At 62.5% G+C, this 24,679-nt stretch carries 23 protein-coding genes; 7 read left to right on the plus strand and 16 right to left on the minus strand.

The window, feature by feature from the left end; genetic code table 11:
- Positions 1 to 61 precede the first annotated feature (61 nt).
- Positions 62 to 712, plus strand: coding sequence for a response regulator transcription factor ErdR (erdR, locus tag AC6I6U_RS11160; protein ID WP_497882001.1), 651 nt, complete (start codon positions 62 to 64; stop codon positions 710 to 712).
- 74 nt (positions 713 to 786) lie between these two features.
- Positions 787 to 1,152 carry a diacylglycerol kinase gene (locus AC6I6U_RS11165; protein WP_497882002.1) on the plus strand — a complete coding sequence of 122 codons (366 nt, stop codon included), beginning with the start codon at positions 787 to 789 and terminating at the stop codon, positions 1,150 to 1,152.
- 6 nt (positions 1,153 to 1,158) lie between these two features.
- Here the strand turns inward: AC6I6U_RS11165 and AC6I6U_RS11170 are convergent, their stop codons facing one another.
- Positions 1,159 to 2,085 (minus strand): LysR family transcriptional regulator, encoded by a 927-nt coding sequence (locus AC6I6U_RS11170; protein ID WP_497882003.1) that lies wholly within the window; start codon positions 2,083 to 2,085, stop codon positions 1,159 to 1,161.
- Between the two features lie 122 nt (positions 2,086 to 2,207).
- Between AC6I6U_RS11170 and fpr the strand changes: the two genes are divergently transcribed.
- Positions 2,208 to 2,987: a ferredoxin-NADP reductase gene (gene fpr, locus AC6I6U_RS11175; protein WP_003198368.1), complete on the plus strand. Its 780-nt coding sequence runs from the start codon at positions 2,208 to 2,210 to the stop codon at positions 2,985 to 2,987.
- 318 nt (positions 2,988 to 3,305) lie between these two features.
- Here fpr and tsaA read toward each other — a convergent pair whose 3' ends face one another.
- The 4 genes from tsaA to AC6I6U_RS11195 form a co-directional block, all read right to left on the minus strand.
- Positions 3,306 to 4,001 carry a tRNA (N6-threonylcarbamoyladenosine(37)-N6)-methyltransferase TrmO gene (gene tsaA, locus AC6I6U_RS11180; RefSeq protein ID WP_497882004.1) on the minus strand — a complete coding sequence of 232 codons (696 nt, stop codon included), beginning with the start codon at positions 3,999 to 4,001 and terminating at the stop codon, positions 3,306 to 3,308.
- A 10-nt stretch (positions 4,002 to 4,011) separates the two neighbouring features.
- Complete coding sequence (locus AC6I6U_RS11185; protein ID WP_497882005.1) at positions 4,012 to 5,625, minus strand: NAD(P)/FAD-dependent oxidoreductase; 1,614 nt, start codon at positions 5,623 to 5,625, stop codon at positions 4,012 to 4,014.
- Positions 5,626 to 5,734: 109 nt separating this feature from the next.
- Entirely contained in the window at positions 5,735 to 6,406 is a 672-nt protein-coding gene (locus AC6I6U_RS11190; RefSeq protein ID WP_497883017.1) for a COG3650 family protein, read from the minus strand.
- 183 nt (positions 6,407 to 6,589) lie between these two features.
- Positions 6,590 to 7,189, minus strand: a complete 600-nt coding sequence (locus AC6I6U_RS11195; protein WP_497882006.1) for a short chain dehydrogenase — start codon at positions 7,187 to 7,189, stop codon at positions 6,590 to 6,592.
- Between the two features lie 105 nt (positions 7,190 to 7,294).
- Here AC6I6U_RS11195 and AC6I6U_RS11200 point away from each other — a divergent pair, with 105 nt between their 5' ends.
- The gene (locus AC6I6U_RS11200) at positions 7,295 to 8,209 is read left to right on the plus strand and encodes a LysR family transcriptional regulator (protein WP_497882007.1); all 915 of its coding nucleotides are present in this window, start codon (positions 7,295 to 7,297) and stop codon (positions 8,207 to 8,209) included.
- Here the strand turns inward: AC6I6U_RS11200 and AC6I6U_RS11205 are convergent.
- From AC6I6U_RS11205 to AC6I6U_RS11220, 4 genes are read right to left on the minus strand one after another with little or no spacing between them, the layout of a single operon-like run.
- Positions 8,200 to 8,703 carry a DoxX family protein gene (locus AC6I6U_RS11205; RefSeq protein ID WP_497882008.1) on the minus strand — a complete coding sequence of 168 codons (504 nt, stop codon included), beginning with the start codon at positions 8,701 to 8,703 and terminating at the stop codon, positions 8,200 to 8,202. The genes AC6I6U_RS11200 and AC6I6U_RS11205 overlap by 10 nt on opposite strands.
- On the minus strand, positions 8,700 to 9,476 hold the full coding sequence (locus AC6I6U_RS11210; RefSeq protein ID WP_497882009.1) for an HvfC/BufC N-terminal domain-containing protein: 777 nt from the start codon (positions 9,474 to 9,476) through the stop codon (positions 8,700 to 8,702). Before AC6I6U_RS11210 ends, AC6I6U_RS11205 begins: the two co-directional genes overlap by 4 nt.
- Positions 9,473 to 10,363: an MNIO family bufferin maturase gene (gene bufB / locus AC6I6U_RS11215; protein ID WP_497882010.1), complete on the minus strand. Its 891-nt coding sequence runs from the start codon at positions 10,361 to 10,363 to the stop codon at positions 9,473 to 9,475. The genes AC6I6U_RS11210 and bufB overlap by 4 nt, the downstream gene beginning before the upstream one ends.
- 26 nt (positions 10,364 to 10,389) lie before the next feature.
- On the minus strand, positions 10,390 to 10,695 hold the full coding sequence (locus AC6I6U_RS11220; RefSeq protein ID WP_497882011.1) for a BufA1 family periplasmic bufferin-type metallophore: 306 nt from the start codon (positions 10,693 to 10,695) through the stop codon (positions 10,390 to 10,392).
- A 285-nt stretch (positions 10,696 to 10,980) separates the two neighbouring features.
- Between AC6I6U_RS11220 and AC6I6U_RS11225 the strand changes: the two genes are divergently transcribed.
- Both AC6I6U_RS11225 and AC6I6U_RS11230 read left to right on the plus strand, forming a co-directional pair.
- Positions 10,981 to 12,828 (plus strand): ATP-binding protein, encoded by a 1,848-nt coding sequence (locus AC6I6U_RS11225; protein ID WP_497882012.1) that lies wholly within the window; start codon positions 10,981 to 10,983, stop codon positions 12,826 to 12,828.
- 37 nt (positions 12,829 to 12,865) lie between these two features.
- A complete protein-coding gene (locus tag AC6I6U_RS11230) occupies positions 12,866 to 13,960 on the plus strand; it encodes a hypothetical protein (RefSeq protein ID WP_497882013.1) in 1,095 nt (364 codons plus the stop codon).
- A gap of 62 nt (positions 13,961 to 14,022) precedes the next feature.
- Here the strand turns inward: AC6I6U_RS11230 and AC6I6U_RS11235 are convergent, their stop codons facing one another.
- From AC6I6U_RS11235 to AC6I6U_RS11255, 5 genes are all read right to left on the minus strand, one after another.
- Positions 14,023 to 14,724, minus strand: coding sequence for an ABC transporter ATP-binding protein (locus tag AC6I6U_RS11235; protein ID WP_017127665.1), 702 nt, complete (start codon positions 14,722 to 14,724; stop codon positions 14,023 to 14,025).
- Positions 14,725 to 15,492, minus strand: coding sequence for a high-affinity branched-chain amino acid ABC transporter ATP-binding protein LivG (gene livG, locus AC6I6U_RS11240; protein WP_497882014.1), 768 nt, complete (start codon positions 15,490 to 15,492; stop codon positions 14,725 to 14,727).
- Positions 15,489 to 16,742 (minus strand): high-affinity branched-chain amino acid ABC transporter permease LivM, encoded by a 1,254-nt coding sequence (locus tag AC6I6U_RS11245; RefSeq protein ID WP_497882015.1) that lies wholly within the window; start codon positions 16,740 to 16,742, stop codon positions 15,489 to 15,491. The genes livG and AC6I6U_RS11245 overlap by 4 nt, the downstream gene beginning before the upstream one ends.
- The gene (gene livH / locus AC6I6U_RS11250; protein WP_054061010.1) at positions 16,739 to 17,662 is read right to left on the minus strand and encodes a high-affinity branched-chain amino acid ABC transporter permease LivH; all 924 of its coding nucleotides are present in this window, start codon (positions 17,660 to 17,662) and stop codon (positions 16,739 to 16,741) included. The genes AC6I6U_RS11245 and livH overlap by 4 nt, the downstream gene beginning before the upstream one ends.
- Before the next feature lie 231 nt (positions 17,663 to 17,893).
- Positions 17,894 to 19,012, minus strand: coding sequence for a branched-chain amino acid ABC transporter substrate-binding protein (locus tag AC6I6U_RS11255; protein ID WP_497882016.1), 1,119 nt, complete (start codon positions 19,010 to 19,012; stop codon positions 17,894 to 17,896).
- A gap of 346 nt (positions 19,013 to 19,358) precedes the next feature.
- On the opposite strand from AC6I6U_RS11255, the gene AC6I6U_RS11260 reads away from it, so the two are divergent.
- Positions 19,359 to 19,664: a DUF2288 domain-containing protein gene (locus tag AC6I6U_RS11260; protein ID WP_497882017.1), complete on the plus strand. Its 306-nt coding sequence runs from the start codon at positions 19,359 to 19,361 to the stop codon at positions 19,662 to 19,664.
- Between the two features lie 158 nt (positions 19,665 to 19,822).
- Here AC6I6U_RS11260 and AC6I6U_RS11265 read toward each other — a convergent pair whose 3' ends face one another.
- Positions 19,823 to 21,997 carry a hypothetical protein gene (locus AC6I6U_RS11265; RefSeq protein WP_497882018.1) on the minus strand — a complete coding sequence of 725 codons (2,175 nt, stop codon included), beginning with the start codon at positions 21,995 to 21,997 and terminating at the stop codon, positions 19,823 to 19,825.
- Between the two features lie 333 nt (positions 21,998 to 22,330).
- Entirely contained in the window at positions 22,331 to 24,619 is a 2,289-nt protein-coding gene (locus AC6I6U_RS11270) for a putative bifunctional diguanylate cyclase/phosphodiesterase (RefSeq protein WP_497882019.1), read from the minus strand.
- Positions 24,620 to 24,679: the final 60 nt, after the last annotated feature.

Genomic DNA, 24,679 nt, shown 5'->3' on the forward strand with positions numbered 1-24,679 from the left:
AGATGCCTCGGCGTGTGTCGACCCGATTGATGCCCGCCTAAAAAACAGGATCATTTGAAAAATGACCACATACGAAATCCTGATCGCCGATGACCATCCTCTTTTTCGCAGTGCACTGCGCCAGGCGCTGACCCTCGGGCTCGGTCCCGATGTGCGGCTGGTGGAGGTGGCGAGCATCGCCGAACTGGAAACCCGCCTGACCGAGAAAGCCGATTGGGACCTGGTCCTGCTGGACCTGAACATGCCCGGTGCCTATGGTTTCTCCGGCCTGGTGCTGCTGCGGGGCCAATACCCGCAGATTCCGGTGGTGATGGTTTCGGCCCAGGAGGAAGCCGCGGTAGTGGTGCGTTCCCGCGAATTCGGCGCCAGTGGCTTCATTCCCAAGTCCAGTTCCCTGGAAGTGATCCAGCAAGCCGTGCGCAATGTGCTGGATGGCGAGGTCTGGTGGCCGCCCCAGGCGTTCGAGGCGGTCAGTGTTTCCGACGAAGCCAAGGCCGCCAGTGCCGGACTGTCGAGCCTGACGCCGCAGCAGTTCCGGGTGTTGACCATGGTCTGCGAAGGTTTGCTGAATAAACAGATCGCGTATGAGCTGAGCGTTTCCGAGGCGACCATCAAGGCCCATGTGACGGCCATCTTCCGCAAGCTGGGGGTTCGTACCCGGACCCAGGCTGCGCTGCTGCTGCAACAACTTGAGTCAATCTCCAGCCAGTAACGCCCCTGGCATTCACGCTTTTTTGACTTTGGTTGAACTAGCTTTCCTATACCATTTTGTTCAGTTGCCTACTTATGTCGTCGCCTTTTAAAGGTCAAACCGGTTTAAAACGTATCCTCAACGCGTCGGGATATTCCCTGGACGGCCTGCGTGCCGCTTTCACCGGCGAGGCGGCGTTCCGCCAACTGGTGCTGTTGAACGTGATCCTGATCCCCGTGGCGTTCTTCCTCGGCGTCAGCCGGGTCGAGCGTGCGTTGCTGATTGCCGTGTGCCTGCTGGCGCTGATCGTCGAGCTGCTCAACTCGGCAGTGGAGGCGGCGATCGACCGCATTTCCCTCGACCGTCACCCCCTGTCGAAAAATGCCAAGGACATGGGCAGTGCCGCACAGTTCGTGGCCCTGAGCATGATCGCCCTGGTTTGGGCGGTGATCCTGCTTTAACCCCTTTTAGACCAGGCTCGGCAGCACGATCTCATCGCTGCGGCGTACGCCGGCGGTGAGGTTGCGGCACAGTTCGAGAAACTCGCGCATCGCCGAAGTCTGGTATTTCTGCTTGTGCCAGATGAAGTAGAACTGCCGCGCCAGGTCCAGCTCCGGCGCTTCCACCGGTACCAGGCTACCTCGACGAAACGCATCGCGCAGCGCCAGGCGCGAGATACAGCCGATCCCCAGTCCCGATTCCACCGCCCGCTTGATCGCCTCGGTGTGTTCCAGTTCCAGGCGGACGTTCAGTGCACTGCGGTGATGACGCATGGCCTGGTCGAAGGTCAGCCGGGTCCCCGAGCCCTGTTCACGCAGGATCCAGGCTTCACGGGTCAGTTCCTCCATGCTCGCCTGGCCACGCTGGGCCAATCGATGCTGCGGGGCGCAGAACACCACCAGGTCATCCTCGACCCAGCTCTGCACCTCGATGTCGGGATGGCTGCAATCGCCTTCGATCAGACCCAGGTCAATTTCGTAGTGGGCGACCTGTTGCACAATGTTCGCCGTGTTCTGCACATGCAGCTTCACCTGGCTCTCCGGGTGCAGTTGCATGAAGCTGCCGATCAGCAGGGTTGCCAGGTAGTTGCCGATGGTCAGCGTGGCGCCGACAGCCAGGGAGCCGAAGCCGGACTTGCCGTTGAGCAGGTCCTCGATCTCCTTGGCCTGGTCGAGCAGCGCCACGGCCTGTGGCAACAGCTGCTTGCCCAGGGCGTTGAGGCTCAGGCGCTTGCCGGCCCGGTCGAACAATTGGCAGCTCGATTGTCGCTCCAGCTCGGTGATCGAGGTGCTTGCGGCAGACTGGGAAAGCGCCAGCAGGCCAGCGGCGCGTGATACGCTTTCCTGCTGGGCGACGGCGACGAATACTTGAAGTTGACGGAGAGTAAATCGCATATCTATATAACCGATAACCCTTATCTTGATAATGCATTTAACAGATATTGTCGCCGCCATTAGAATGCTATGCAATTGCGCTCATTGATAGCGCAGGCCAAATCTCCAGGAGCCCCATCCCAATGAGCAACATGAATCACGAGCGTGTCCTCAGTGTTCACCACTGGAACGACACTCTGTTCAGCTTCAAGTGCACCCGCGATCCGGGGCTGCGCTTCGAAAACGGTCAGTTCGTGATGATCGGCCTGCAGCAGCCTAACGGCCGGCCACTGATGCGTGCCTACTCGATCGCCAGCCCGAACTGGGAAGAGCATCTCGAATTCTTCAGCATCAAGGTGCCGGATGGTCCGCTGACCTCGCAACTGCAGCACCTGAAGGAAGGCGATGAGATCATCATCAGCAAGAAGCCTACCGGTACCCTGGTGCTGGACGACCTGAAACCGGGCAAGCACCTGTACCTGCTGAGCACCGGTACCGGCCTGGCGCCGTTCATGAGCGTGATCCAGGATCCGGAAACCTACGAGCGTTTCGAGAAGGTGATCCTCTGCCACGGTGTGCGCTACGTCAATGAAGTCGCCTACCGCGAATTCATCACCGAGCACCTGCCGCAGAACGAGTTCTTCGGTGAAGCGCTGCGTGAGAAGCTGATCTACTACCCCACCGTGACCCGTGAGCCGTTCGAGAACGAAGGCCGCCTGACCGACCTGATGCGCAGCGGCAAGCTGTTCCGCGACATCGGCCTGCCGCCGATCAACCCGCAGGACGACCGCGCCATGCTGTGCGGCAGCCCGAGCATGCTCGACGAGACCAGCGAAGTGCTCAACAGCTTCGGCCTGACCGTTTCGCCACGTATGCGCGAGCCGGGTGACTACCTGATCGAGCGTGCGTTCGTCGAGAAGTAAGAGCGCCATACTCAAAAAAGCCCGCGTTGCCGAAAGGCAGCGCGGGCTTTTTCGTTTCCGGGCTGAGCGGTTTTCTTTGGTAGGCGGCCTTGTGGCGAGCGGGCTTGCCCGCGTTCGGCTGCGTAGCAGCGGTAAACCCGTGGGCACGTTATGTCTGATACGCTGCGTGCACGGGTTTTAGGGGTGCTTCGCACCCCAGCGCAGGCAAGCCTGCTCGCCACAGGAGGAGCTGGTGCCTTGAGGGAGAGAGCCGATTCTAGCGCAGGCAAGCCTGCTCACCACAGCAGGAGCTGGTGCCCTGGAGGAGAGAAGCCGAGTCTAGCGAGCGGGGATGACTTCCAGTACGCGGATCAAGCCCGCCTGCGGGTAATGCCAGCGTACATCCAGGTCCCAGAACTGCGCACCGTACTCACGCTCCGGTGTAGGCGTCTGGTAGGCCGGACGTGGGTCCTGGGCCAGACACTGTTCGATCAGTTCGACCAGAGGCTCGCCAAGGCGCTGGGCGTGCGTCTGGGTCTGTTGCAGGGCGTTAGCCGTCCACTGCACGGGAATCAGTTGTGGCGCCGCGCTGGCGATGTCGTTGACGGCGCCAGCGACGATATCGGCGTAGGGCACATACGGCTTGATATCGAGAATCGGCGTGCCATCCAGCAGGTCGATTCCCGAGATCCACAGCCGATGGCCTTCGACCTTGTCCAGCCTTACCACGGACTGGCCGATGCCGTTCGGTCGGTGCGTTGCCCGGGTAGCGAACACGCCAATCGACTTGTTACCCCCCAGGCGCGGCGGCCGGACCTTGAGCCTTGGCTTGTCCTCCAGCGCCTGGTGGAACAGGAACAGCAGCCAGACATGGCTGACCTGCTCCAGCCCCTGGACCGCATCACCCTGGTCGAACGGCGCCACCAGTTCCACGACGCCCCGAGCCGCCGGCGCCAGTTGGGGCTGGCGCGGGATGGCGAACTTCTCCTTGAAGCAGGAGCGCACGAAGCCGATGGGCGAGACGCTGTAGCTCATGGCGGCGGCCTCAGGCCTCGATCCCGAGGATGTTGCGTGCCACCGCTTCGGCGATACGAATACCGTCGACACCGGCCGAGAGAATGCCACCGGCATAACCGGCGCCTTCGCCCGCCGGGAACAGGCCCTTGACGTTCAGGCTCTGCATCGACGCGTCACGGGTGATGCGCAGCGGCGACGAGGTACGGGTCTCGATCCCGGTCAGCACCGCATCGTGCAACGAGTAGCCCTTGATCTGCCGCTCGAAGGCCGGCAGTGCCTCGCGGATGGCCTCGATGGCGAAGTCCGGCAAGGCCAGTGCCAGGTCCCCGAGGGCCACGCCCGGCTTGTAGGACGGCTCGACGCTGCCCACGGCGGTCGACGGCTTGCCGGCGATGAAGTCGCCGACCAGTTGCGCCGGTGCCTCGTAGTTGCTGCCGCCGAGCACGAAGGCGTGGGACTCCAGGCGCTCCTGCAGCTCGATACCGGCCAGCGGGCCGCCCGGATAATCGACTTCCGGCGTAATGCCGACGACGATGCCGGAGTTGGCGTTGCGCTCGTTACGCGAGTACTGGCTCATGCCGTTGGTGACCACCCGGTTCGGCTCGGAGGTGGCCGCCACCACGGTACCGCCCGGGCACATGCAGAAGCTGTAGACCGAACGGCCGTTCTTGGCGTGGTGCACCAGTTTGTAGTCGGCGGCGCCGAGCTTCGGGTGCCCGGCATATTTGCCCAGCCGCGCGCTGTCGATCAGCGACTGCGGGTGTTCGATACGGAAACCGATGGAGAACGGTTTGGCTTCCATGAACACGCCACGGCTGTGCAGCATGCGGAAGGTGTCGCGGGCGCTGTGGCCCAGGGCCAGGACCACGTGGCGGGAATCCAGCTGTTCGCCGCTGTCGAGCACCACGCCGGTGAGTTGATCGCCGTCGAGCAGCAGGTCGGTGACTCGCTGCTGGAAACGTACTTCACCGCCCAGCGCCTCGATTTCCTTGCGCATGTTCTCGACCATGCCGGTCAGGCGGAAGGTACCGATGTGCGGCTTGCTGACGTAGAGGATCTCTTCCGGCGCGCCGGCCTTGACGAACTCATGCAGGACCTTGCGGCCGTGGTGGTGCGGGTCCTTGATCTGGCTGTAGAGCTTGCCGTCGGAGAAGGTCCCGGCACCGCCCTCGCCGAACTGCACGTTGGACTCGGGGTTGAGTACGCTCTTGCGCCACAGGCCCCAGGTGTCCTTGGTGCGTTGGCGTACTTCCTTGCCGCGCTCGAGGATGATCGGCTTGAAGCCCATCTGGGCCAGCAGCAGGCCGGCGAAGATGCCGCAGGGACCGAAGCCGACCACGATCGGCCGCTCGCGCAGGTCGGCTGGCGCCTGGCCCACCACCTTGTAGCTGACATCCGGCGCCGGATTGACGTTGTGGTCGTCGGCGAACTTCTTCAGCAGGGCTTCTTCATTGCGCGCCGAGAGGTCGATGGTGTAGATGAACAACAGTTCGGACGACTTCTTGCGGGCGTCGTAGCTGCGCTTGAACAGGGTGAAGTCCAGCAGGTCGTCGCTGGCAATGCCCAGGCGCTGGACGATGGCTGACCGCAGGTCTTCATCGGGGTGGTCGAGCGGCAGCTTGAGTTCGGTGATTCGTAGCATGACAGGGTCCAGTATGCGGGCCACGCGGGCGCGCCGGCTTTACAACAAACCGGAGATTATAAGCCCCAACGGCGGTTTTCCGTGAGGCTTGAATGACTGCTGGTCTGAATCAGTCGTTGCGGGCGCCGCCGAACGTGGCGCAGCCGCGCTGGACCTGGCCGTTGATTCGCAGCTCGGCACTGAGGTGGCGGATGCTGCCGGTGCTGCTGTCGACACAACGCTGCGGTGCGACCCACAGCTCGATGTGCTGGTTGTTGGCTTCGGTGCTGAGGCTGAAGCGGCCGTCACCGAGTTGCTCTTCCAGGTAGGGCAGGACCAGCGGTGGTTGCTTGTTGCGTTCGAGCACCAGGCCGTTGCCGGTGGCCTTGAAGGTCCAGTCCGGGTTATGGCCGTTTGCGATAACGGTCTGGCGGCGGAAGTCAGGGTCGCTGCAGCCACCGCTGTCACGCTCCAGGCGGTAGAGCTGTTGCAGGTTCAACTGGCCGTCGGAGCCGTCGGCCTTGCTCGACGAGAAGCTGCCGCGCAGGTCGACGAACAGCTTGCCGGGCTTGCCCGCGAAGCTGGCGGCTTCCTGGGCGATGCTGGTGTTGCCGCTGTCGTTGACGATGAAGCGGCGTTGTTCCTGGCAGGGCTTGAACAGCAGCTTGCCGTCGACGCTGCTCAGTTCGCCCTGCATGCGGTTCAGTCCGGCCGTGGGGTGGGGGCCGGCGGGGGCAAGCATCTGGCAGCCGGCGGCGAACAGGGGCAGGGCGAAAATCATCAAGGAACGGGCGGCACGCATCATCGGGTCTCCTGGCAAGTGCCGCCACGTTACCCAGCCTGGACCCTCATCACAAGCTTTGCGCTGAACCGCCCTGGGCACCATTGAGCCTGTGGGCTCCCCCAGGGCAGGGCTCCTACAGGTCAGGGGCGCAGGTCGGAAGGCGCCATGGGGCCGGTGCCTGGGGATCGATTCCGGCGGGCCTCAACCGACGCGATAGGTCTGGCCGGTCTGCAGGCCTTCCACGCTCTTGGCGTAGGCCAGGCCCACCTCTTCGCCGGGGACCGGCTTGAAACCGCGGAAGTAGGGCGCGTAGCTGCCCATGGCCTCGACCAGCACGGTGGGGCTCACCGAGTTGATCCGCAGGCCCCGTGGCAACTCGATGGCCGCTGCCTTGACGAAGCTGTCGAGGGCGCCGTTGACCAGGCTGGCCGAAGCGCCGGCGCGAATCGGATCGTGGCTCAGGATGCCGGTGGTCAGGGTGAACGAGGCCCCGTCATTGGCGTATTCACGCCCGATCAGCACCAGGTTGACCTGGCCCATCAGCTTGTCCTGCAAGCCCACGGCGAAATGCTCTGCCGTCATCTCGGCCAGTGGCGCGAACGTGACGTTACCGGCGGCGCAGACCAGTGCATCGAACTTGCCGGTCTGTTCGAACAGTTTGCGAATCGATGCGCTGTCACTGATGTCGACCTGCAGGTCGCCACGGGTACGCCCGACCTTGATGATCTCGTGACGCGAGGCCAGTTCCTTTTCGATCGCCGAGCCAACGGTTCCCTGGGCTCCAATCAAGATAATTTTCATCCGACGCTTGCTCCTGTTGAGGGGTGAGCCTGCAGTCTAGGCTGGATTTTTCTGCCGATAAGCAGGCTAATAGGCAACCTTTGGTTTTCTTTTGGAAACAATGCCGTGAGCGAAATGGATGATCTGGCGGCGTTCGCCGTGCTGGTCGAGGCGGGCAGCTTCACCCTGGCAGCCCAGCAGTTGGGCTGCAGCAAGGGGCAGTTGTCCAAGCGCATCAGCCAGTTGGAAGCGCAGTTCGCGGTGGTCCTGCTGCATCGCACCACGCGACGCCTGAGCCTCACCGCTGCGGGCGCGGCCTTGCTCCCCCAGGCCCAGGCCCTGGTCCGGCAGGTGGAACGGGCGCACCAGGCGCTGGCCCGGCTCAAGGACGACATCGCCGGTCCCGTGCGGATGACGGTGCCGGTCTCCCTTGGGGAAACTTTCTTCGATGGCCTGCTGCTGGAGTTCTCCCGGGACTATCCCGATGTGCAGATCGAGCTGGACCTGAGCAATGCCTTTCGCGACCTGGCCCGCGAGGGCTTCGACCTGGCGATCCGCACCGACGTCGGCAACGACGAGCGCCTGGTGGCCCGGCCCCTGCTGGTGATGAACGAACTGACCTGTGCCAGCCCGGCCTACCTGGAGCGTTACGGCGAGCCGCAGACGCCCCAGGAGCTAGCCCATCATCGTTGCCTGCTCAACAGCCACTACAGCGGGCGCGAGGAGTGGCAGTACCATCGCCAGCATGAGTTGCTGCGGGTACGGGTCGGCGGCCCTTTCGCCAGCAATCACTACAGCCTGTTGAAAAAGGCCGCGCTGGTCGGTGCCGGGATCGCCCGCCTGCCGTCCTATGCGCTGACCGCGGAACTGGCCGATGGGCGTCTGCGCTGGCTGTTGCGCGATTACCAGACCCGCGACATGCCGGCCTACCTGGTGCATCCCTACCAGGGCGGGCTGCCGCGGCGCACACAGGTGCTGGCCGACTACCTGGTCGGCTGGTTCAAGCGCAGCGGCGAGGCGCTGCAGCGGATTCAGCGATAGCGCTGGGCGATCAACTGGTCGAGGGAGAGCCGACCGGGCCCCTTGGCCATCAGCAACAATAGCAGGGCGATCCAGGTGCCATGGGTCGGGTAGGCACCCGGATAGACGAACAGTTGGATGGTCAGGGCCATGCCGAGCAAGGCCAGGGCCGAAAAGCGCGTGGCGAGCCCGAGCAGGATCAGCGCCGGGAAGACGTGCTCGGCGATCGCGGCCAGGTGGGCGGCGACTTCCGGTGACAGCAGCGGCACCTGGTACTCGCTGGCGAACAACGGCACGGTCGAAGGCGCCAGGTGCGGGAGGCCCAGCTCGAAGGTGCCGGCGACCAGGTCGATGGCAAGGCCTTCGATCTTGGTTTGCCCGGACTTCCAGAACACGGCCGCGATGGAAAAGCGCCCGACAAGGGCGATCAGGCTGTAGGGGATTTTCTCGAACCGTTCAATGATGCGCCCGAACAGGCCGGTAGCGCGGCGCCGGGTTTCCAGGTGGGTGTTCATGGGCGGGCCTTTTGCGTTGTTTGCAGGTCAATGAGGGCGTTGTGGCGAATCAGCAGGCCCAGGGCCTGGCCCGGATCGAATCCGGGGTTGGCGGCATAGGCACCCGCCATCGCCGGCTCCAGCGGCAGGCCGTCCTGTAGGCTTTGGAGCAATACCCGGGTGGCGTCATCGATCCCGAACACCTCGACCTGCCAATGCTGGCGCAGGACCAGTGCCGACTCGCTCCGGGTCGGGTCGATCTGCTCCAGCTGTCCCGTGCCCTGGTGGGCCTGCCAGATCGAAACAATCGGATAGGCCGACTGCAGCACTGCGACCGAGGGGTGCAGCGTGACCTTCAGGCAGCCCAGTGCTTCGGGGGCGGCGAGGTGTCGGCCGATCTGCTCGGGGCTCATGGGCGTCGTGTCGGCGGCGTGATAGGCATCGATCCGCAAGCGCTCCAGACGGGCGATATCGGCCAGGTAGGGCACGCTCGCCGCCGGGGCGAAGCCCTGGATGAAGGCGCCGAAGTCCCGCCCGTACTCGTTGAGTATCGGGCTGCAAGGCGGGATCTGCCGGACATGCACGGCGGCCATGGCTCGGAAAAACTCGTCGCCGACCAATTGCCTGACGACCGGGTAACTGTCCGCGAGGGCATTGATCAACGAACTTTGCACATTGTTGCGGTACACCGCGAAACGGCTGGCCGGATCGGCCCCGTTGCGGCTGTAAAGACCCGGTGGGCAGGGCTGTTGCGGATCGAGCAGGGCGGTGCTGAAGATCTGCTGGTCGCTCATGCTCGTTCCTCGACCCGGTCCAGCCAATGCTGGGCCTGGGCGGCTTCGTCCAGGAGCACGGCAAAGGCCGGAATCCGGTTGTCGCGCTCGATCAGAGTCGGCAGTGCCCCGGTCTTCGCCAATACCTGTCGATACAGGGCCCAGACGGCCGGGTCGACGGGGGCGCCGTGATCGTCGATCAGCAGGCGATCACCGAGGTTGTCGCTGTCTTCGGCGAAGCCGGCCAGGTGGATTTCACCGACGGCGTGCAGTGGCAATGCCTCCAGGTAGGCCAGCGCATCGCGCTGGTGGTTGACGCACGAGACATGGACGTTGTTCACGTCCAGCAACAGCCCGCAGCCGGTTCGGCGGATGATTTCGCCGATGAATTCCGGTTCGTCCAGCGTCGAACGCTGGAACTGCAGGTAGGTGGCCGGGTTTTCCAGCAGCATCGGGCGTTTCAGGGTGCTTTGCACCTGGTCGACATGTTCGCAGACCCGTTGCAGGGTGGCCGGGTCGTAGGCCAGCGGCAGCAGGTCGTTGAGAAACACCGGGCCATGGCTCGACCAGGCCAGGTGTTCGGAAAAGGCGTGCGGCTGGTAACGCTCGATCAGTGTCGCCAGGCGCTTGAGGTGTTGCTCGTCCAGCGGGCCTTCGCCGCCGATGGACAGGCCGACACCGTGCAGTGACAACGGGTAGTGTTCACGGATCAGCCCCAGGGCGTGATGAAACGGGCCACCGGCGACCATGTAGTTTTCGGCGTGGACCTCGAAGAAGCCGAGGTCCGGCCGGGTTTCCAGGACCACCTGGAAGTGTTCCGGCTTGAGCCCCAGCCCGGCACGGGGCGGGAGCTCACTGCCGGTGGCCTGAGCGTGATGAAGGGGCGCGTGTGGCATTGAGGTGGACATCTTCGGCGCTCAGGCAGGCGGGATGATCAGGCTTTTTCCTTGAAGGCGCTCAGTTGCCCGAAACCGGTGGGCGAGGTGCTGCTGGCGGTCTTCTCGCAGGTGCCTTTCGGGACCAGTTTCCAGGCGTCGCCCTGCTGGTCGCGGGCCGAAGTCCCGGCACAGCTGGTACCGGCGCCGGCGGCGCAGTCATTCTGGCCTTTCATGGCCACGCCAAAGCATTTCTCCATGTCCTCGGCGTGAGCGGTCATCGGCAGGGCGGCGATGCTCAGTGCGGAGCCGAGGGCCAGGGCGAGAGTGGTGGCGGACAGGGCGCGGGTAGTGCAATTGTTCATGGTTGATCTCCTGGGTGGACAATGGCAAGCAATGGCCCGGATGGCGTTCATTGCCTTGCTGTCTTACTTGAGTGACGAGGACCGGTTTCGTTACAGCGGTCGGTAAAAATAATCGATTATTTTTCACCAGGGTACGGCGCCAGGCCTTTTCAGGGCTGCTGCACGCCGGAACGTCCTGCGCAGCCCGGCAGGGCGCCGACGATTTCATTCATGGTCCGTTTCGTCGAGAATGCCCGGCCAAATGAGCTGTTTCCCATGAAAGCGGATTTCCTTCAAGGGTTGGATATGGACAGGCCCAGCGTTTCCACGACAAATGACTCTCCCCGCATCCATCGCGCCGGGGTGGACCTCAAGGGGCTGATGTCGGTGCTTGGCAAGCATCTGTATTCCACGCCTACCGTGGCCTTGCGCGAACTGGTACAGAACGCCCACGACTCGATTCTGCGCCGCCGCCTGGAACACGGCGACTGGCGGGAGCAGGGACGTATCGAGGTGTTCGGCGATCCCCAGTCAAACACCATCAGGATCGTCGATACCGGTGCCGGTCTGACGGAACATGAGATCCACGCCTACCTGGCGACCGTGGGTGTCGGCTACACGCGGGGCCTGCGCGAGACGGGGGCGGATGCGGGAGGCCTGATCGGCATGTTCGGGCTGGGCTTTCTGTCGGCCTTCGTGCTGGCCAGGCGGGTCATCGTTCGCAGCACGTCCTGCCAGCAGCCGCATCTTGGGTTCTGTTATCAGTCCAGCAATGCCGAGCAGTACAGCGTGGTGGCTTGCGAGCCGCGGCCGGTGGGGACGGAAGTTACCCTGGAATTGCATGAGCACCACCGCGCCCTGGCCGAGAGTGCATGCCTGCGTGCGGTCCTGGAGCGCTATTGCGCGCTGCTGGAAGTGCCCATTCATGTCGGTGCGGATGCCGACACAGTGATCAACCAGGAACCGCCGCCCTGGCGATTGCCGGGGGAGAGCGGCTTGCATCCGCTGCAACTGCACAAGCGGCAAGTGGCGTTCGCCAAGGGCTTTGAGAGGACCTTCGAACCGATTGGCTGCATGCCCGTCCGTTCGCCTGCCCGGCCCGACCTGCAAGGGTTGCTATGGGTTCAGGATGGCGCGACCTATGGTTCGAATGACAACCGTCATCTCAGCGTGTTCCTGCGCGGGATGCTGCTGGATGACAATGCCCGTGACCTGTTGCCATCCTGGGCGGGTTTCATCGGTGGCGTGATCGAGTCGAACCACCTGACCCCGACGGCGAGCCGCGAGGCCCTGCAACGGGACCAGCATTACACCGCGATCCGCCATGCCCTGGGCGAGGCGCTGATCGACGGCCTGGTCGGGCTCGTCGAGCACCAGCCGCAGGCCTGGCGACGGGTGCTGTCGCGCCATAACGAGTCCTTGCTGGGGGCGACTCTGTGCGATCAGCGCCTCTTCGACCTGCTCAAGGACAGCCTGCGCGTTCCCACCTCCCAGGGCGACCTGCGGGTTCGCGATCTGCCGGTCGATGGGGCGGTGCATGTGCTGCTGGAGAGCCACGATGGCTTTGAAACGATGTTGTTCCATGCCCTGGGTTTTCCTATCGCGCAGGGCAATCGTTATGCCGTGCTGCCGTTCCTGCGCCTTTGGTGCGCGGCGCAAGGGGTGCGTCTGGTCGAGTTGGGCAGCGAAAGTGGCAACAGGCAGTTGTTCACGCCGGTGAGCCTGCCGGCGTCGCAGCTCGACTGGCTGAGTGCGCGGCTGGCAGTGAACGAGGAACTGGTGGTGGCGCGTTTTGCCCCCCAGGCGCTGCCGATGGTGGTGGTGAGCAATCATGAGGCGCAGTTGAAGGCCCGTCTTGAAAGCGATGAGGCGGATCGGCGGATTGCATCGGCGGCCTTGCACCTGGCTCGCCAATATACGCAGCAGATAACGGCCCAGCCCGCCCATCGGCTTTATCTCAACGTCGCCAACCCGGCCATCGTGGCCCTGCTCCAGGCCATTGACGACAACTCGCCTGGCGCGCTGGATGCGGCCCGGCTGCTCAAGGCGTTCAAGGTGATGATTGCCGGGCAAGCGGTGGGGCAGGCGCCATCCGTGCTGACCGAGGCGCTGGAAGGGCTGGCGCAGTCGATGCAGATTCTGCTGGCCCGATGATGGGTGATCCTGAAGAGCCGAGTGGAGAGTGCCGCGCATGGATATCTGGAGTTGGTTGGAAACGCTCAAGGCTGAGCTGCGAGTGTCGGGCAAGGGGCAGGCTGTCGATGCGCTGGAACGGATGCTTCAACACATCTTCAACCTGGAAGTCGCCCAGGCCCAGGCGCTGCTGCCGGAGGTCAAGGCGCTGGCCAAGGCCATTGATCATCCGTGGCTGGAGGTGTTCGTCGGCCATTGGGAGATGCGCAATCGCGTCGGCAGCCTGCTGGAAGGGGAAACGGCGCTGGCGCAGGTGGTGGCGCTGTTCGAGCGGGCCAACCGGGAGGATGCGCAACAGTGCCCGCAATCGGTCTGTGTGACCCAGGATCTGGTGTCCTGCTATGCCAATGTCGACGGTGCGGGATGGGCTGAAGAGCGGATCGCAGTCTGTGACGAGGCCTTGCAGCGCCTGGACCCGCGTCGGGGGTGCTTTTCCTGCATGAGTTACGAAAAGGCCGAGGCGATAATCGATGACGGCCGTCCTGAGGATGCCCTGGCGTTTCTGGACAAGCAGCAGGGCCGGATCCTGGCGCAGGGGCAGCCGGTCTATGACTGCATGCGGGAGGTGCGGATCAACGCCTTGTTGCGACTCAACCGGCCCGACCAGGCCTGGTTGGTCATGGCCGAGTGGGAGGCGGGCGTGCAGGGTGCGCAGTGGCCGACCGAGCGTCAGCAGCGGCTGATGTACAAGGCGCAGGTGCTGGCGCATCTGCAGCGTGATGAGGAGGCCTGGGCGTTGCTGTTAGCCGAGGATGAGTTGGTCCCGCGTTACCGGCTGTTCTGGCTGCGGGCGCTGGAGCAGTTGTTGCGGCGGGCCCCGGAGCGTAATACCGCAGCGTTGGGGGATCTGCTGCAGCGGGTCATCGAACAGCATGATCGTCATGGCGCGCACCGCCTGGTCATTCAGATTGCCGTCATCAGCATTCCAATGGCGTTGCGGCGTGGCGCCACGGACCAGGCTCGCGCTCATATCGAGCTGGCGCGCAGGCATCTCGCAAAGCTGCGTCGCGATCGTGGCGCGCAGGCGCTGCTGGAGTCCCTGGCGAGGGATATCGACGGGGCGTGCCAGCAGCATGAGACGGCCCTGTCCTGAGCATCTGGCAGGCAAGAAAAAGCCCCGGCGAGCCGGGGCTTTTTCGTGAACCGTGACGCCAATCAACCGCCCAGGTAGGCTTCGCGGACTTTCGGGTCGGTCAGCAGGTCATTGCCGCTGCCTTCCATCACCACCCGGCCGTTTTCCAGTACGTAGGCACGGTCGGCGATCTTCAGTGCCTGGTTGGCGTTCTGTTCCACCAGGAACACCGTCACACCGTCCTTGCGCAGTTGCTCGATGATATCGAAGATCTGCTGGATGATGATCGGTGCCAGGCCCAGCGACGGCTCGTCGAGCAGCAACAACTTGGGCTTGCTCATCAGCGCCCGGCCGATGGCGAGCATCTGCTGCTCGCCGCCGGACATGGTGCCGCCGCGCTGGCTGAAGCGCTCCTTGAGCCGTGGGAACAGTTCCAGGACCTTGTCCATCTGCGCCTGGTAGTCGCCCTTGTCGGTGAAGAAACCGCCCATGGCGAGGTTTTCCTCCACGGTCAGGCGCGAGAACACCCGGCGGCCTTCGGGGACCACCGCGATGCTCTTGCGCATGATCTGCGAGGACTCCTGCCCCACCAGCTCTTCGCCCATGTAGCGGATACTGCCGCTGTGGGCCCGTGGCGAACCGCAGAGGGTCATCAGCAGGGTCGACTTGCCCGCGCCGTTGGCGCCGATCAGGGTCACGATTTCGCCCTGGCGGACTTCCACGTTGACACTGTGCAGGGCCTGGATCTTGCCGTAGAAGGTGGAAACGTTTTCGAACTGCAGCATTTACGCTTCCCCCAGGTAGGCTTTGATCACTTCGGGATTGTCGCGGATCTGTTGTGGCGTGCCATCGGCCAGCGGCGTGCCCTGGTTGATCACGACGATGTGGTCGGAAATGCTCATGACCAGTTTCATGTCGTGCTCGATCAGCAGCACGGTCACGTCATGCTCCTCGCGCAGCACGCTGATCAGCGCCTTGAGGTCGTCGGTTTCCTTGGGGTTGAGGCCGGCTGCCGGTTCGTCGAGCATGAGGATCCGCGGACGGGTCATCATGCAGCGGGCGATTTCCAGGCGACGTTGCTGACCATAGGCCAGGGTGCCGGCCGGGCGGTTGGCGAATTCGGTCAGGTTGACCTTTTCCAGCCAGTACGCGGCGTACTCCATGGCTTCCTGCTCGCTCTTGCGGAACGACGGGGTCTTGAACAGCCCGGCGAGGAAGTTGGTGTTCAGGTGGCGGTGCTGGGCGATCAGCAGGTTTTCCACTGCGGTCATGTCCTTGAACAGACGTACGTTCTGGAAGGTCCGCACCACGCCCTTGCGGGCGATCTCGTGGCCGGCCAGGCCCTGGATCGGCTGACCGTCGAGGACGATGCTGCCGGCGCTCGGCTTGTAGAAACCGGTCAGGCAGTTGAACACCGTGGTCTTGCCGGCACCGTTGGGGCCGATCAACGCCACGACCTGTTTTTCCTTCACGGTCAGGGCCACGCCGTTGACCGCCAGCAGGCCGCCGAAGCGCATGCTCAAGTTTTCGACTTTCAGGATCTCGCGGCTCATTTGCGCAGCTCCATGTGTGGACGTTGCATCGGCAGCAGACCCTGGGGACGCCAGATCATCATCAGCACCATCATGGCGCCGAACATCAACATGCGGTAATCGCTGAATTCACGCATCAGTTCCGGCAGCAGGATCATCACGATCGCCGCGAGGATCACGCCCAGTTGCGAGCCCATGCCGCCGAGCACGACGATGGCGAGGATGATCGCCGACTCGATGAAGGTGAACGACTCCGGAGTCACCAGGCCCTGGCGGGCGGCGAAGAAGCTGCCGGCGAAACCGGCGAAGCAGGCACCGAGGGTGAAGGCCGACAGCTTGATCACGGTCGGGTTCAGGCCCAGTGCGCGGCAGGCGATCTCGTCTTCACGCAGGGCTTCCCACGCACGACCGATCGGCATGCGCAGCAGGCGGTTGATCACGAACAGCGCGAGCAGGGCCAGCAGCAGGGCCACCAGGTACAGGAACACCACCTTGCTCACCGGGTTGTAGGTCAGCCCGAAGAATTCGTGGAAGGTCCGCACACCCTCGGCGGCGCTGCGCTCGAAGCTCAGGCCGAAGAAGGTCGGCTTGGGAATGTTGCTGATGCCGTTCGGGCCGCCGGTGAGGTCGGTGAGGTTACGCAGGAACAGCCGGATGATCTCGCCGAAGCCCAGGGTCACGATGGCCAGGTAGTCGCCACGCAGGCGCAGCACCGGGAAACCGAGCAGGAAGCCGAAGGTGGCGGCCATCAGGCCGGCGAGCGGCAGGCACAGCCAGAAGCTCCAGCCGAAGTAGTGCGACAGCAGCGCGTAGCTGTAGGCGCCCACCGCGTAGAAGCCGACATAGCCCAGGTCGAGCAGGCCGGCGAGGCCCACCACGATGTTCAGGCCCAGGCCCAGCAGCACGTAGATCAGGATCAGGGTGGCGATGTCGACCGCCCCGCGCGAGCCGAAGAACGGCCAGATCAGCGCGGCCACGATCAGGCCGATGATGATCCAGCGCTGGGTTTTCGGCAGGGTCAGGAACTGGCCGACCTTGGGCGAAACCAGCGGACCACGGGACGACTTGAACATCGCGCCGACCTGCTGGCTGAACAGCACGCGCAGGAACATCAGCACCGAGCACAGGGCGATCACGGTCAGGGTCAGGGGACCGGTGCCGTGCACTTCGAGGTTGATCCCGACGATGCTCAGCTTCAGGCCGAGCACCGGAAAGGCCACGGCCCAGACCAGCAAGGCGCTGAACAGCGCCTGTTTGAGATATCTGTTCATACTTTCTCAACCTCCGGACGGCCGAGGATGCCGGTCGGACGGAACAACAGCACCAGAACCAGAAGACCAAACGCCACCACATCCTTGTACTGGTCGCCGAACACGTCGGCGCCAAAGGCTTCGGCCACACCCAGTACCAACCCGCCGAGCATGGCGCCCGGAATACTGCCGATGCCACCCAGTACCGCGGCGGTAAAGGCCTTCAGGCCCACCAGGAAGCCTGCGTTGGGGTTGATCACGCCGTATTGCATGCTCAGCAGCACGGCCGCCACCGCCGCGAGGGCGGCACCGATGACGAAGGTCAGGGCGATGATGTTGTTGGTGTTGATCCCCAGCAGGTTGGCCATCTTGATGTCTTCGGCGCAGGCGCGGCAGGCGCGGCCCAGGCGTGAACGGGAGATGAACAGGGTCAGCCCGGTCATGGCGATCAGGGTGATCACGAAGACCAGGATCTGCATGTAGGAAATCAGTACTTCCTCTGCGCCCCCCGGACCAAAGGAGATGCTCCCCGGAATCAGGTTGGGGATGGACTTGTCCTTGGAGTCCTGGGACAGCAGTACGGTGTTCTGCAGGAAAATCGACATGCCGATGGCGGAAATCAGCGGAATCAGTCGGTTGCTGCCGCGCAATGGGCGGTAGGCAACGCGTTCGATACTGTAGCCATAGGCACTGGTCACGACGATCGTCGCGATGAACGCAGCGGTCATCAACAGCGGCAGGGAGTGGATACCCATCATGGCCAGCCCGGCAAGGACGATGAAGGCCACGTAGGAACCAATCATGTAGACCTCGCCATGGGCGAAGTTGATCATTCCAATGATGCCGTAAACCATTGTGTAGCCAATGGCTATCAAGGCATAGGTGCTGCCAATGGTCAGGCCATTAACCAGCTGTTGGAAGAAGTGATAGATCTCAGGCATTACAGCGCTCCTAAAAACCCGATACGCATTTCACTGGTGGAGTCATGTTCCGGCCCGTTGGGCGTGGTCTTTCGCCACGTTGGCACGAGCGTTTGCCAGCGAACCGCTGGTGACGGTTTTAAGATTTTCAGGTGAGCCAGCTCCCGGATCGCGGGTGTCAGGCCCATAAACCTCGTAAAACAAAGCCCACTGTGTCGCACAGTGGGCTTTTGTTGACCTTTCAGGTCTGGCTTACTGAGGGGATACTTCGGTCTTCGGCTTGCCGAAGTGCCATTCGTAGACCACGAACTTGAAGTTCTTCAGGTCGCCCTTCTCGTCGAAGGACAGATCACCCGTTGGAGTCTTGAAGGTACCTTCGTGGATGGCGGCTGCCACCTTGGCGGTGTCTTCGCTCTTGGCGTTCGTGATACCGCCGGCGATCAGTTCGACAGCCGAGTAGGCCGGGAACACGAACGGACCGCTTGGGTCCTTGCCATCAGCCTTGATGGCGTCGACGATTGCCTTGTTCTCTGGCTCGGCATCGAACGACTTCGGCAGGGTGACCAGCAGGCCTTCGGAAGCGCCCTGGGCGATCTGCGAGATGGAGTCGTTGCCGACGCCTTCCGGACCCATGAACTTGGCGTTCAGGCCTTTTTCCTTGGACTGGCGCAGGATCAGGCCCAGCTCAGGGTGGTAGCCGCCGTAGTAGACGAAGTCGACGTTGTTCTGCTTGAGTTTCTGGATGATCGAGGAGAAGTCCTTGTCACCGGCGTTCAGGCCTTCGAAGACAGCGACTTTCACGCCTTTCTTCTCCAGGGTCTGCTTGACTGCGGTGGCGATGCCTTCGCCGTATTGTTGCTTGTCGTGCAGGACGGCAACCACTTTGGGCTTCACGTGGTCGGCGATGTAGTCACCGGCGGCAGGGCCCTGGGCGCTGTCCAGGCCGATGGTGCGAAACACCAGCTTGTAGCCACGGGCGGTGATTTCCGGGCTGGTGGCGGCCGGGGTGATCATGATCACGCCTTCGTCTTCGTAGATGTCCGAAGCTGGCTGGGTGGAGCTGGAGCAGAGGTGGCCAATGACGAACTTGACGCCGTCGTTGACTACCTTGTTGGCTACGGCCACGGCCTGTTTTGGATCGCAGGCATCGTCGTATTCAACGGCTTCGAGTTTCTTGCCATCGACGCCGCCCTTGGCGTTGATGTCCTTGATGGCCTGTTTCGCGCCAGTGAACTGCATGTCACCGTATTGGGTCACCGGGCCGGTCTTGGGGCCGGCGATGCCGATCTTGATGGTGTCTGCAGCGAAAGAATGGCTGGCGATACCGGCCAGAACCATAGCGGCGAACAGTTTGGAAATCTGCTTAGTCATTAGTGCTCCACTCTTGCTGTTGTAATTTTTATAGTCCTGACGCCAGGGCGGCAGAACCGGGTTTGAGAACCCGATTTTACCCGGCAACTGTACCGATACAGTTTAGAGCGCTCGTTTATCGCTTGGATAGCGGGCAGCCAAGGGCAAAATCGGAGGATGTCGCTTAAGTGAAAGAAAGAGACAGAATAGCGGCAAATGGCCATGCGGATTGTTAACCGAATGTTGCTGACCTACACGGCAATCCCTGGCGCCCCGATCCCTCTTTCACCCCCCACCGTTACATCCGGGTTTTTCTACCTGGGTCGCGACGTTATGATTGCGCCGTTTTTTTCTCAGGTAGAACCCCATGACTCAAGAACCTAGCACCCTCTATGCCAAGCTGCTTGGTGAAACTGCATCTATCCGCTGGGAGGAGCTGCAACCGTTCTTTGCCCGGGGTGCCCTATTGTGGGTCGAACCGTCCCTGGATCTGGTCGCGGCAGCCGAGGCGATGGCCGAGAACCAGGCTGAAAAAGTGGCGCAGTGGTTGGCCACGGGAGCGTTGGTCAAGGTGTCTGAAACGCGGGCCCAGGACCTGTTCGAACGTGATCCGAACCTGTGGGCGGTGGTGGTATCGCCTTGGGTGATGATCCAGGAAAGGGCGCTCCGTTAATCATCTGCACTGCAATGGTGCATATGCGTTATGCGTTTATGGCCCATGAGTGGGTAGGCCAGTAACCGCATGACGCAGTAATAGCAGTTTGCTCGTGGAGAAACTCCACAATCGTGCTCCCGTGGTGGCGGCCTTTTGTGAGAAAGGCCGCCGCAGGCTCAGTACTCGGTCCGGCCGGTGTGGCTGTTGAGCGAAATGACCTTGGTCTTGCCGATGCGGTGACGGTAGATCTCGCGCAGATACTTGATCGCCTTCTTCACGCAGTCGCGGGACAGGCGGATATCGTTGATCGAGACGAACTTGTCTTTGTCGTTGATCAGCTCGCGGTACTTCTTCTCGTACATCGGCTTGATCGCATACCAGTTGGTATCGAGGATCTTCGCCGGATTCTCGAACTCGTTGAGCAACTCGTCGATGTGCCCTTCGTCGAACTCGTCGTTGGTGATGAACTCGAGCATCGAGTTGTCCAGCGTGTCGTCGAAACGGTACGGGTTGCGGGCAAAGCAACGCTTGATGAAGGCCACGATCAAGGTCAGGAAATCATCCGACAGGCACGGGCTCTTGGCGATCAGCGTGGTCAGCGAAAGGTTCGCCGAGGCGCCGATCACCAGCGCATAGCGCTTGAGCGTGGTGTTGGGGAACAGGCTGTTGAGGTGGGTCTTGAGCCGGTTCAGGTCCATGTAGGACAGCTTGTAGTCCTTGGGCAGCGAGACGATCGAGACCACCGACGAGCAGTTCTTGAAGAAGTGCAGGTCGTGCAGGGCCGCGGCGTCGTAACCCGAGGCCTGGTACTGCTCCAGGGCGGCACGGTAGCGCCGGGACTCGATTGGCAGCAGGCTGATGCCCTCGATGGCCTGGGTGACCTTGTTGAAGTGCGGCAGGTCGATGGAGCGGAAGAACAGGTCGTCGATGTTCAGGCGCGGCTGTTCTTTCTCGAACACTTTGAACTTGTCGCCGGTTTGCACCGGCTGTTCCGGTACCACCGACTCGGCGTAGGCGATCGCGACGGGACCGGCCAGGCTCATGAACAGGTCGTTGGCATCCAGGCGGATGGTTTCGCCGATGTCGATGCCGGCCCGGCGGAAGTAGTTCTGGTCGTAGTCGGTGGTGACCGCCTGGGCGGTGAGAATGTTGAAGATCTGCTGGGAGATGTACTGGTTGGCGTGCTTTTCCATGGCATTGACATCGATGTTCTGGATGTTGCCGTCATCGCTCTCTTCGGCGTAGCGCATGATGTCGTTGGAGATCAGCATCATCGCGTTCCATGGGCGGATGCGGCCCATGACGCTGGCTTCGCTGCTGTCTTCGTTGTCGAAGTTGTAAGAGAAGTCCCATTCCTCCGACAGGTACTTGCACAGCAGGCGACCGGCGTTGATGTGCAGGGCCTCGGACATCTCGCTGCGATGGTCGGAGATGTTCGGCAGTACGCAGATGCCGCTGGTGAAGATCGGTTCGAAGACGAAGGAGTGGCCGCTCTTACTGTCGTGCTCCTCCATCGGCTTGGTGTCGAACGTCTTGTTCATGTACGAGTACTGCTGCGCCAGGCCGAATTCCGAGGCCATGCCCGAGCCGGTACCGCCACCGGCGCTGAAGATCGAGAAATACAGGCGCGACTGGTTGGCCTTGATGCCGCAGGAGTCGATCAGGTACGAGTGAATCATCTTCCAGTCGGGACTGGAGAAACGCTGGGTGTCCTTGTTCAGGATGATCTTGGCCAGGTACTGGCCGAGGATTGGCGCGTTACCGGCACCACCGGCGTGGACTTCCGACAGGTCCATGATCTTCATCTTGCTGTAGTCGCGGATGAAGCCGCTTTTCTCGCCCTTGCGCGAAAAACGGATGCGCCCGGCGATGTCCTTGTCCAGGTCGCCGAGCATCACCAGCGGTTCGACCAGGAACACCGGCTTGGCAGACTTGTTCTGCACCAGGCGCAGGTTGTTGCGAATCCACTGGGCGGGGCGGTAGCCCTTGTCGGCGGACTTGTCGTCGTTGTTGAATTCGTTGAGGTAGAACTTGCGGGCGTTGTAGACCAGTTCGGCGACATCCAGCGCGATGTTCGAGCCGCAACGGCCGAGGCCGATCAGGCAGACCGAGGGGAACTCCTGCTCGCGGCGGGCTTCGTTCTCCACCTCCAGGTGCGGCGGGCGCGGAAATACCATGTCGCGCAGGCCGTCGAGGTTGTCGAGGATACGATCCGTATTGGTTTCAGTGAAATAAAGATACTGCTGGGTCGCCAGTGGACGTGGCGTCGAGTAGGGCTTGTAGGTGTGTTCCACGACCGCGGGCGACATCAGATCGGATACTGCGTTGGCTGGGTTATTTTTGGAGGTCATTGTGCGCCATATGCCTGGTCTGGTTGGGCGGTCGAGGGATGTCAACGCGCCATCACGGTGAGAGATCGCGACTTTAACGCGCGATATTGCCCTGATCGATAGGGGGTGACCCTAGGTATTCCTAAGGGGAATCCCTGCTTTGGGTACCGTTGGATCGGCCAATAATTGACGTTCTTTAATTGACGGGGAACTTTTTATGAATTCTGTACCACCTGCGCCCGGCTCGGCGGGATCGACCTGACGGGATGGCCGATGTACCGCCGGTTGCTGGCGGCCGTCAGGTCGCCCTGGGCGGTGTGGTGAAGTCCTGCGAGCAGCGCTCGGGGATGCCGATCAGCGGATGGGGCGTACAGTCGATGTGCCTGCGTGGTAGCCAGGGGTATCTGCAAAAGGATCCCTCGACACCGGTGAATCTGTCTCGCGAGCCGCCGTCGCCGGAGTGAGCGGCGTGGGCGGTGACGATTGGCGCTGGTTGAGTTGCTGGATCACGGCAGGCAGTTCTTCAAGCAAAACCGGCTTGCTCAGCAGATGGCCCTGGATGTAGTCGCAGTCGTACTCGGCGAGGAAATCGAATTGTTGCTGGGTCTCGACGCCCTCGGTGACCACTTGCAGGTGCAGGGTGTGGGCCATGACGATGATCGCCTGGATGATCTCCATGTCCGGGGCTGACTTGGGGATGTCGAGGATGAACGAGCGATCGACCTTCAGCGTATTGAGCGGCAGGCGCTTGAGGTAGGCCAGGGACGAGTAGCCGGTGCCGAAATCGTCGATGGACAACGACACACCGAGACTGCGCATCTGCCGCAGCAGCTGCAGGGTATTGGTGATATTGCCCATCAGGGCGTTTTCCGTGACCTCCAGTTCCAGCCGTTGGGCAGAAATGCCGGTGGCGCGCAGTGCGGCTTCGATATCGTCGGCCAGCTCCTCGCGGGCGAGGTTGAGCGACGAGCAGTTCACGGTGACCATCAGCTCGCCATAACCCTGTTCGTCCAGCGTCGCCAAGTCGTTGCAGGCGGTGCGCAACACCCAGTTGTCCAGCCCGGCGACCAGCCCATTGGCTTCGGCAATGTGGAGGAAGCGGTCCGGGGTCAATAGCCCGTGTTGCGGATGATTCCAGCGGACCAGGGCTTCGAGCTTGGTGACCCGGCCGGTCTTGACCTCGCAGATCGGCTGGTAGAACAGTTGCAGTTCGCGACACTCGCGCAGTGCCTGGCGCAACTGTTCCTCCAGTTGCAGTTCCAGGCTCGCCTTGGTCTTCAGGTTGGCATTGAAGAAGTGCAGGCTGTTTCGCCCGGCATCCTTGGACTGATAGAGCGCCAGGTCGGCATTCTTCAGCAATTCGTCACAGGTTGTGCCGTCCTCGGGGAATATCGCGATGCCGATACTGGTGGTCATCACCATGCGCCGGCCCGCCAGTTCGATCGGTTCCTTCATCTTCTGCATGATGCGCTGGGCCATGTTCCGGGCCTCGTCGCGCTTGTGCACGCTGATGACGATGCAGAACTCGTCGCCGCCAAAGCGCGCAACCACGTCGTCATGGCTGCGGGTGGCGCTCTTGATGTGTGCCGCAATGACCTTGAGCAGTTCGTCACCGGCATCGTGGCCGAGGCTGTCATTGATCCGCTTGAAGTGGTCGATATCGAGGAACATCACCGCCAGCATGCCGTTGAGGCTGCCGCGTTCGATCAGCCGCTCGGCGAAGATCTGGTTGAAGCCGCGGCGGTTGAGCAGGTTGGTCAGCGGGTCGTAGTGGGCGACCTGGGCCAGGGACATGCGGGCCTGGTCCAGTTGGCTGAGCAGGGCGTTGACTCGGCGCAGGTCCTGTTCCTTGTTTTGCAGCTTCTTGTTGGACAGGGCGGCGCTGATGCTGCTGCCGATGATCAGGAGGGCGATGAAGCCGATGGTCATCCCCAGTTGCAGATGATTGTTGTCCACGGCTGCGGGCGGGACGCTGCCGGCTGGCAGCATCAGGTGCAGCGACCACATGCCGGTGAGGTGCATGCTGACGATACCAGCGCCCATGATCAGGCTGGCACTGTACTTGAGCAGTTGATGGAACATCCCGCTGCCGCTGCGGAAATGCCTGGCCAGCAGCAGCGCCGCCAGGCTGGCACCGATGGCGATCAGCACCGACACGCCGACGAGGCCGGGTTGATAATACTGCTGCGCGCTCGAGCGTACGGCGGACATGCCCACGTAGTGCATGGCGGCGATACCCAGTCCCATCGACAGGGCCGCGCGGCAGGTCTGCGAAGGGCGCAATTGCGCGCGCCCGAGGGTGTGCATGGCCAGGAACGAGGCGAACAGGGCAATCAGTAGGGAAATCAGGGTGGTGGGCAGGTCATAGCTCACCGCAATGGGCGCGCGGAATGCCAGCATGCCGATGAAATGCATGGCCCAGATGCCGCCCGCCAGGCAGCAGGCGCCGACCCAGCGCCAAAGCCGTTGTTGTGCCGGCTGTTCGACATGGCCGACCCGTTCGGCCATGTCGAGCATGGCGAAGCTCGCGGCGCAGGCCACCAGGTAGGCCAGCATGACCAGCAGCGGATCATGGCTGCAGTCGAGCAGCAACTGCCCGTCTTCGGGAAGTTTGTCGACAAAATGCAAGCCCAGCCACTCCATAGCCTGTCCTATTCATGCCCCTTGGACTACCGGCGCAGAGCGCCGACCAATGGGTTGGAG

The sequence above is a fragment of the Pseudomonas sp. UTLPPB19802 genome, assembly GCF_059730225.1.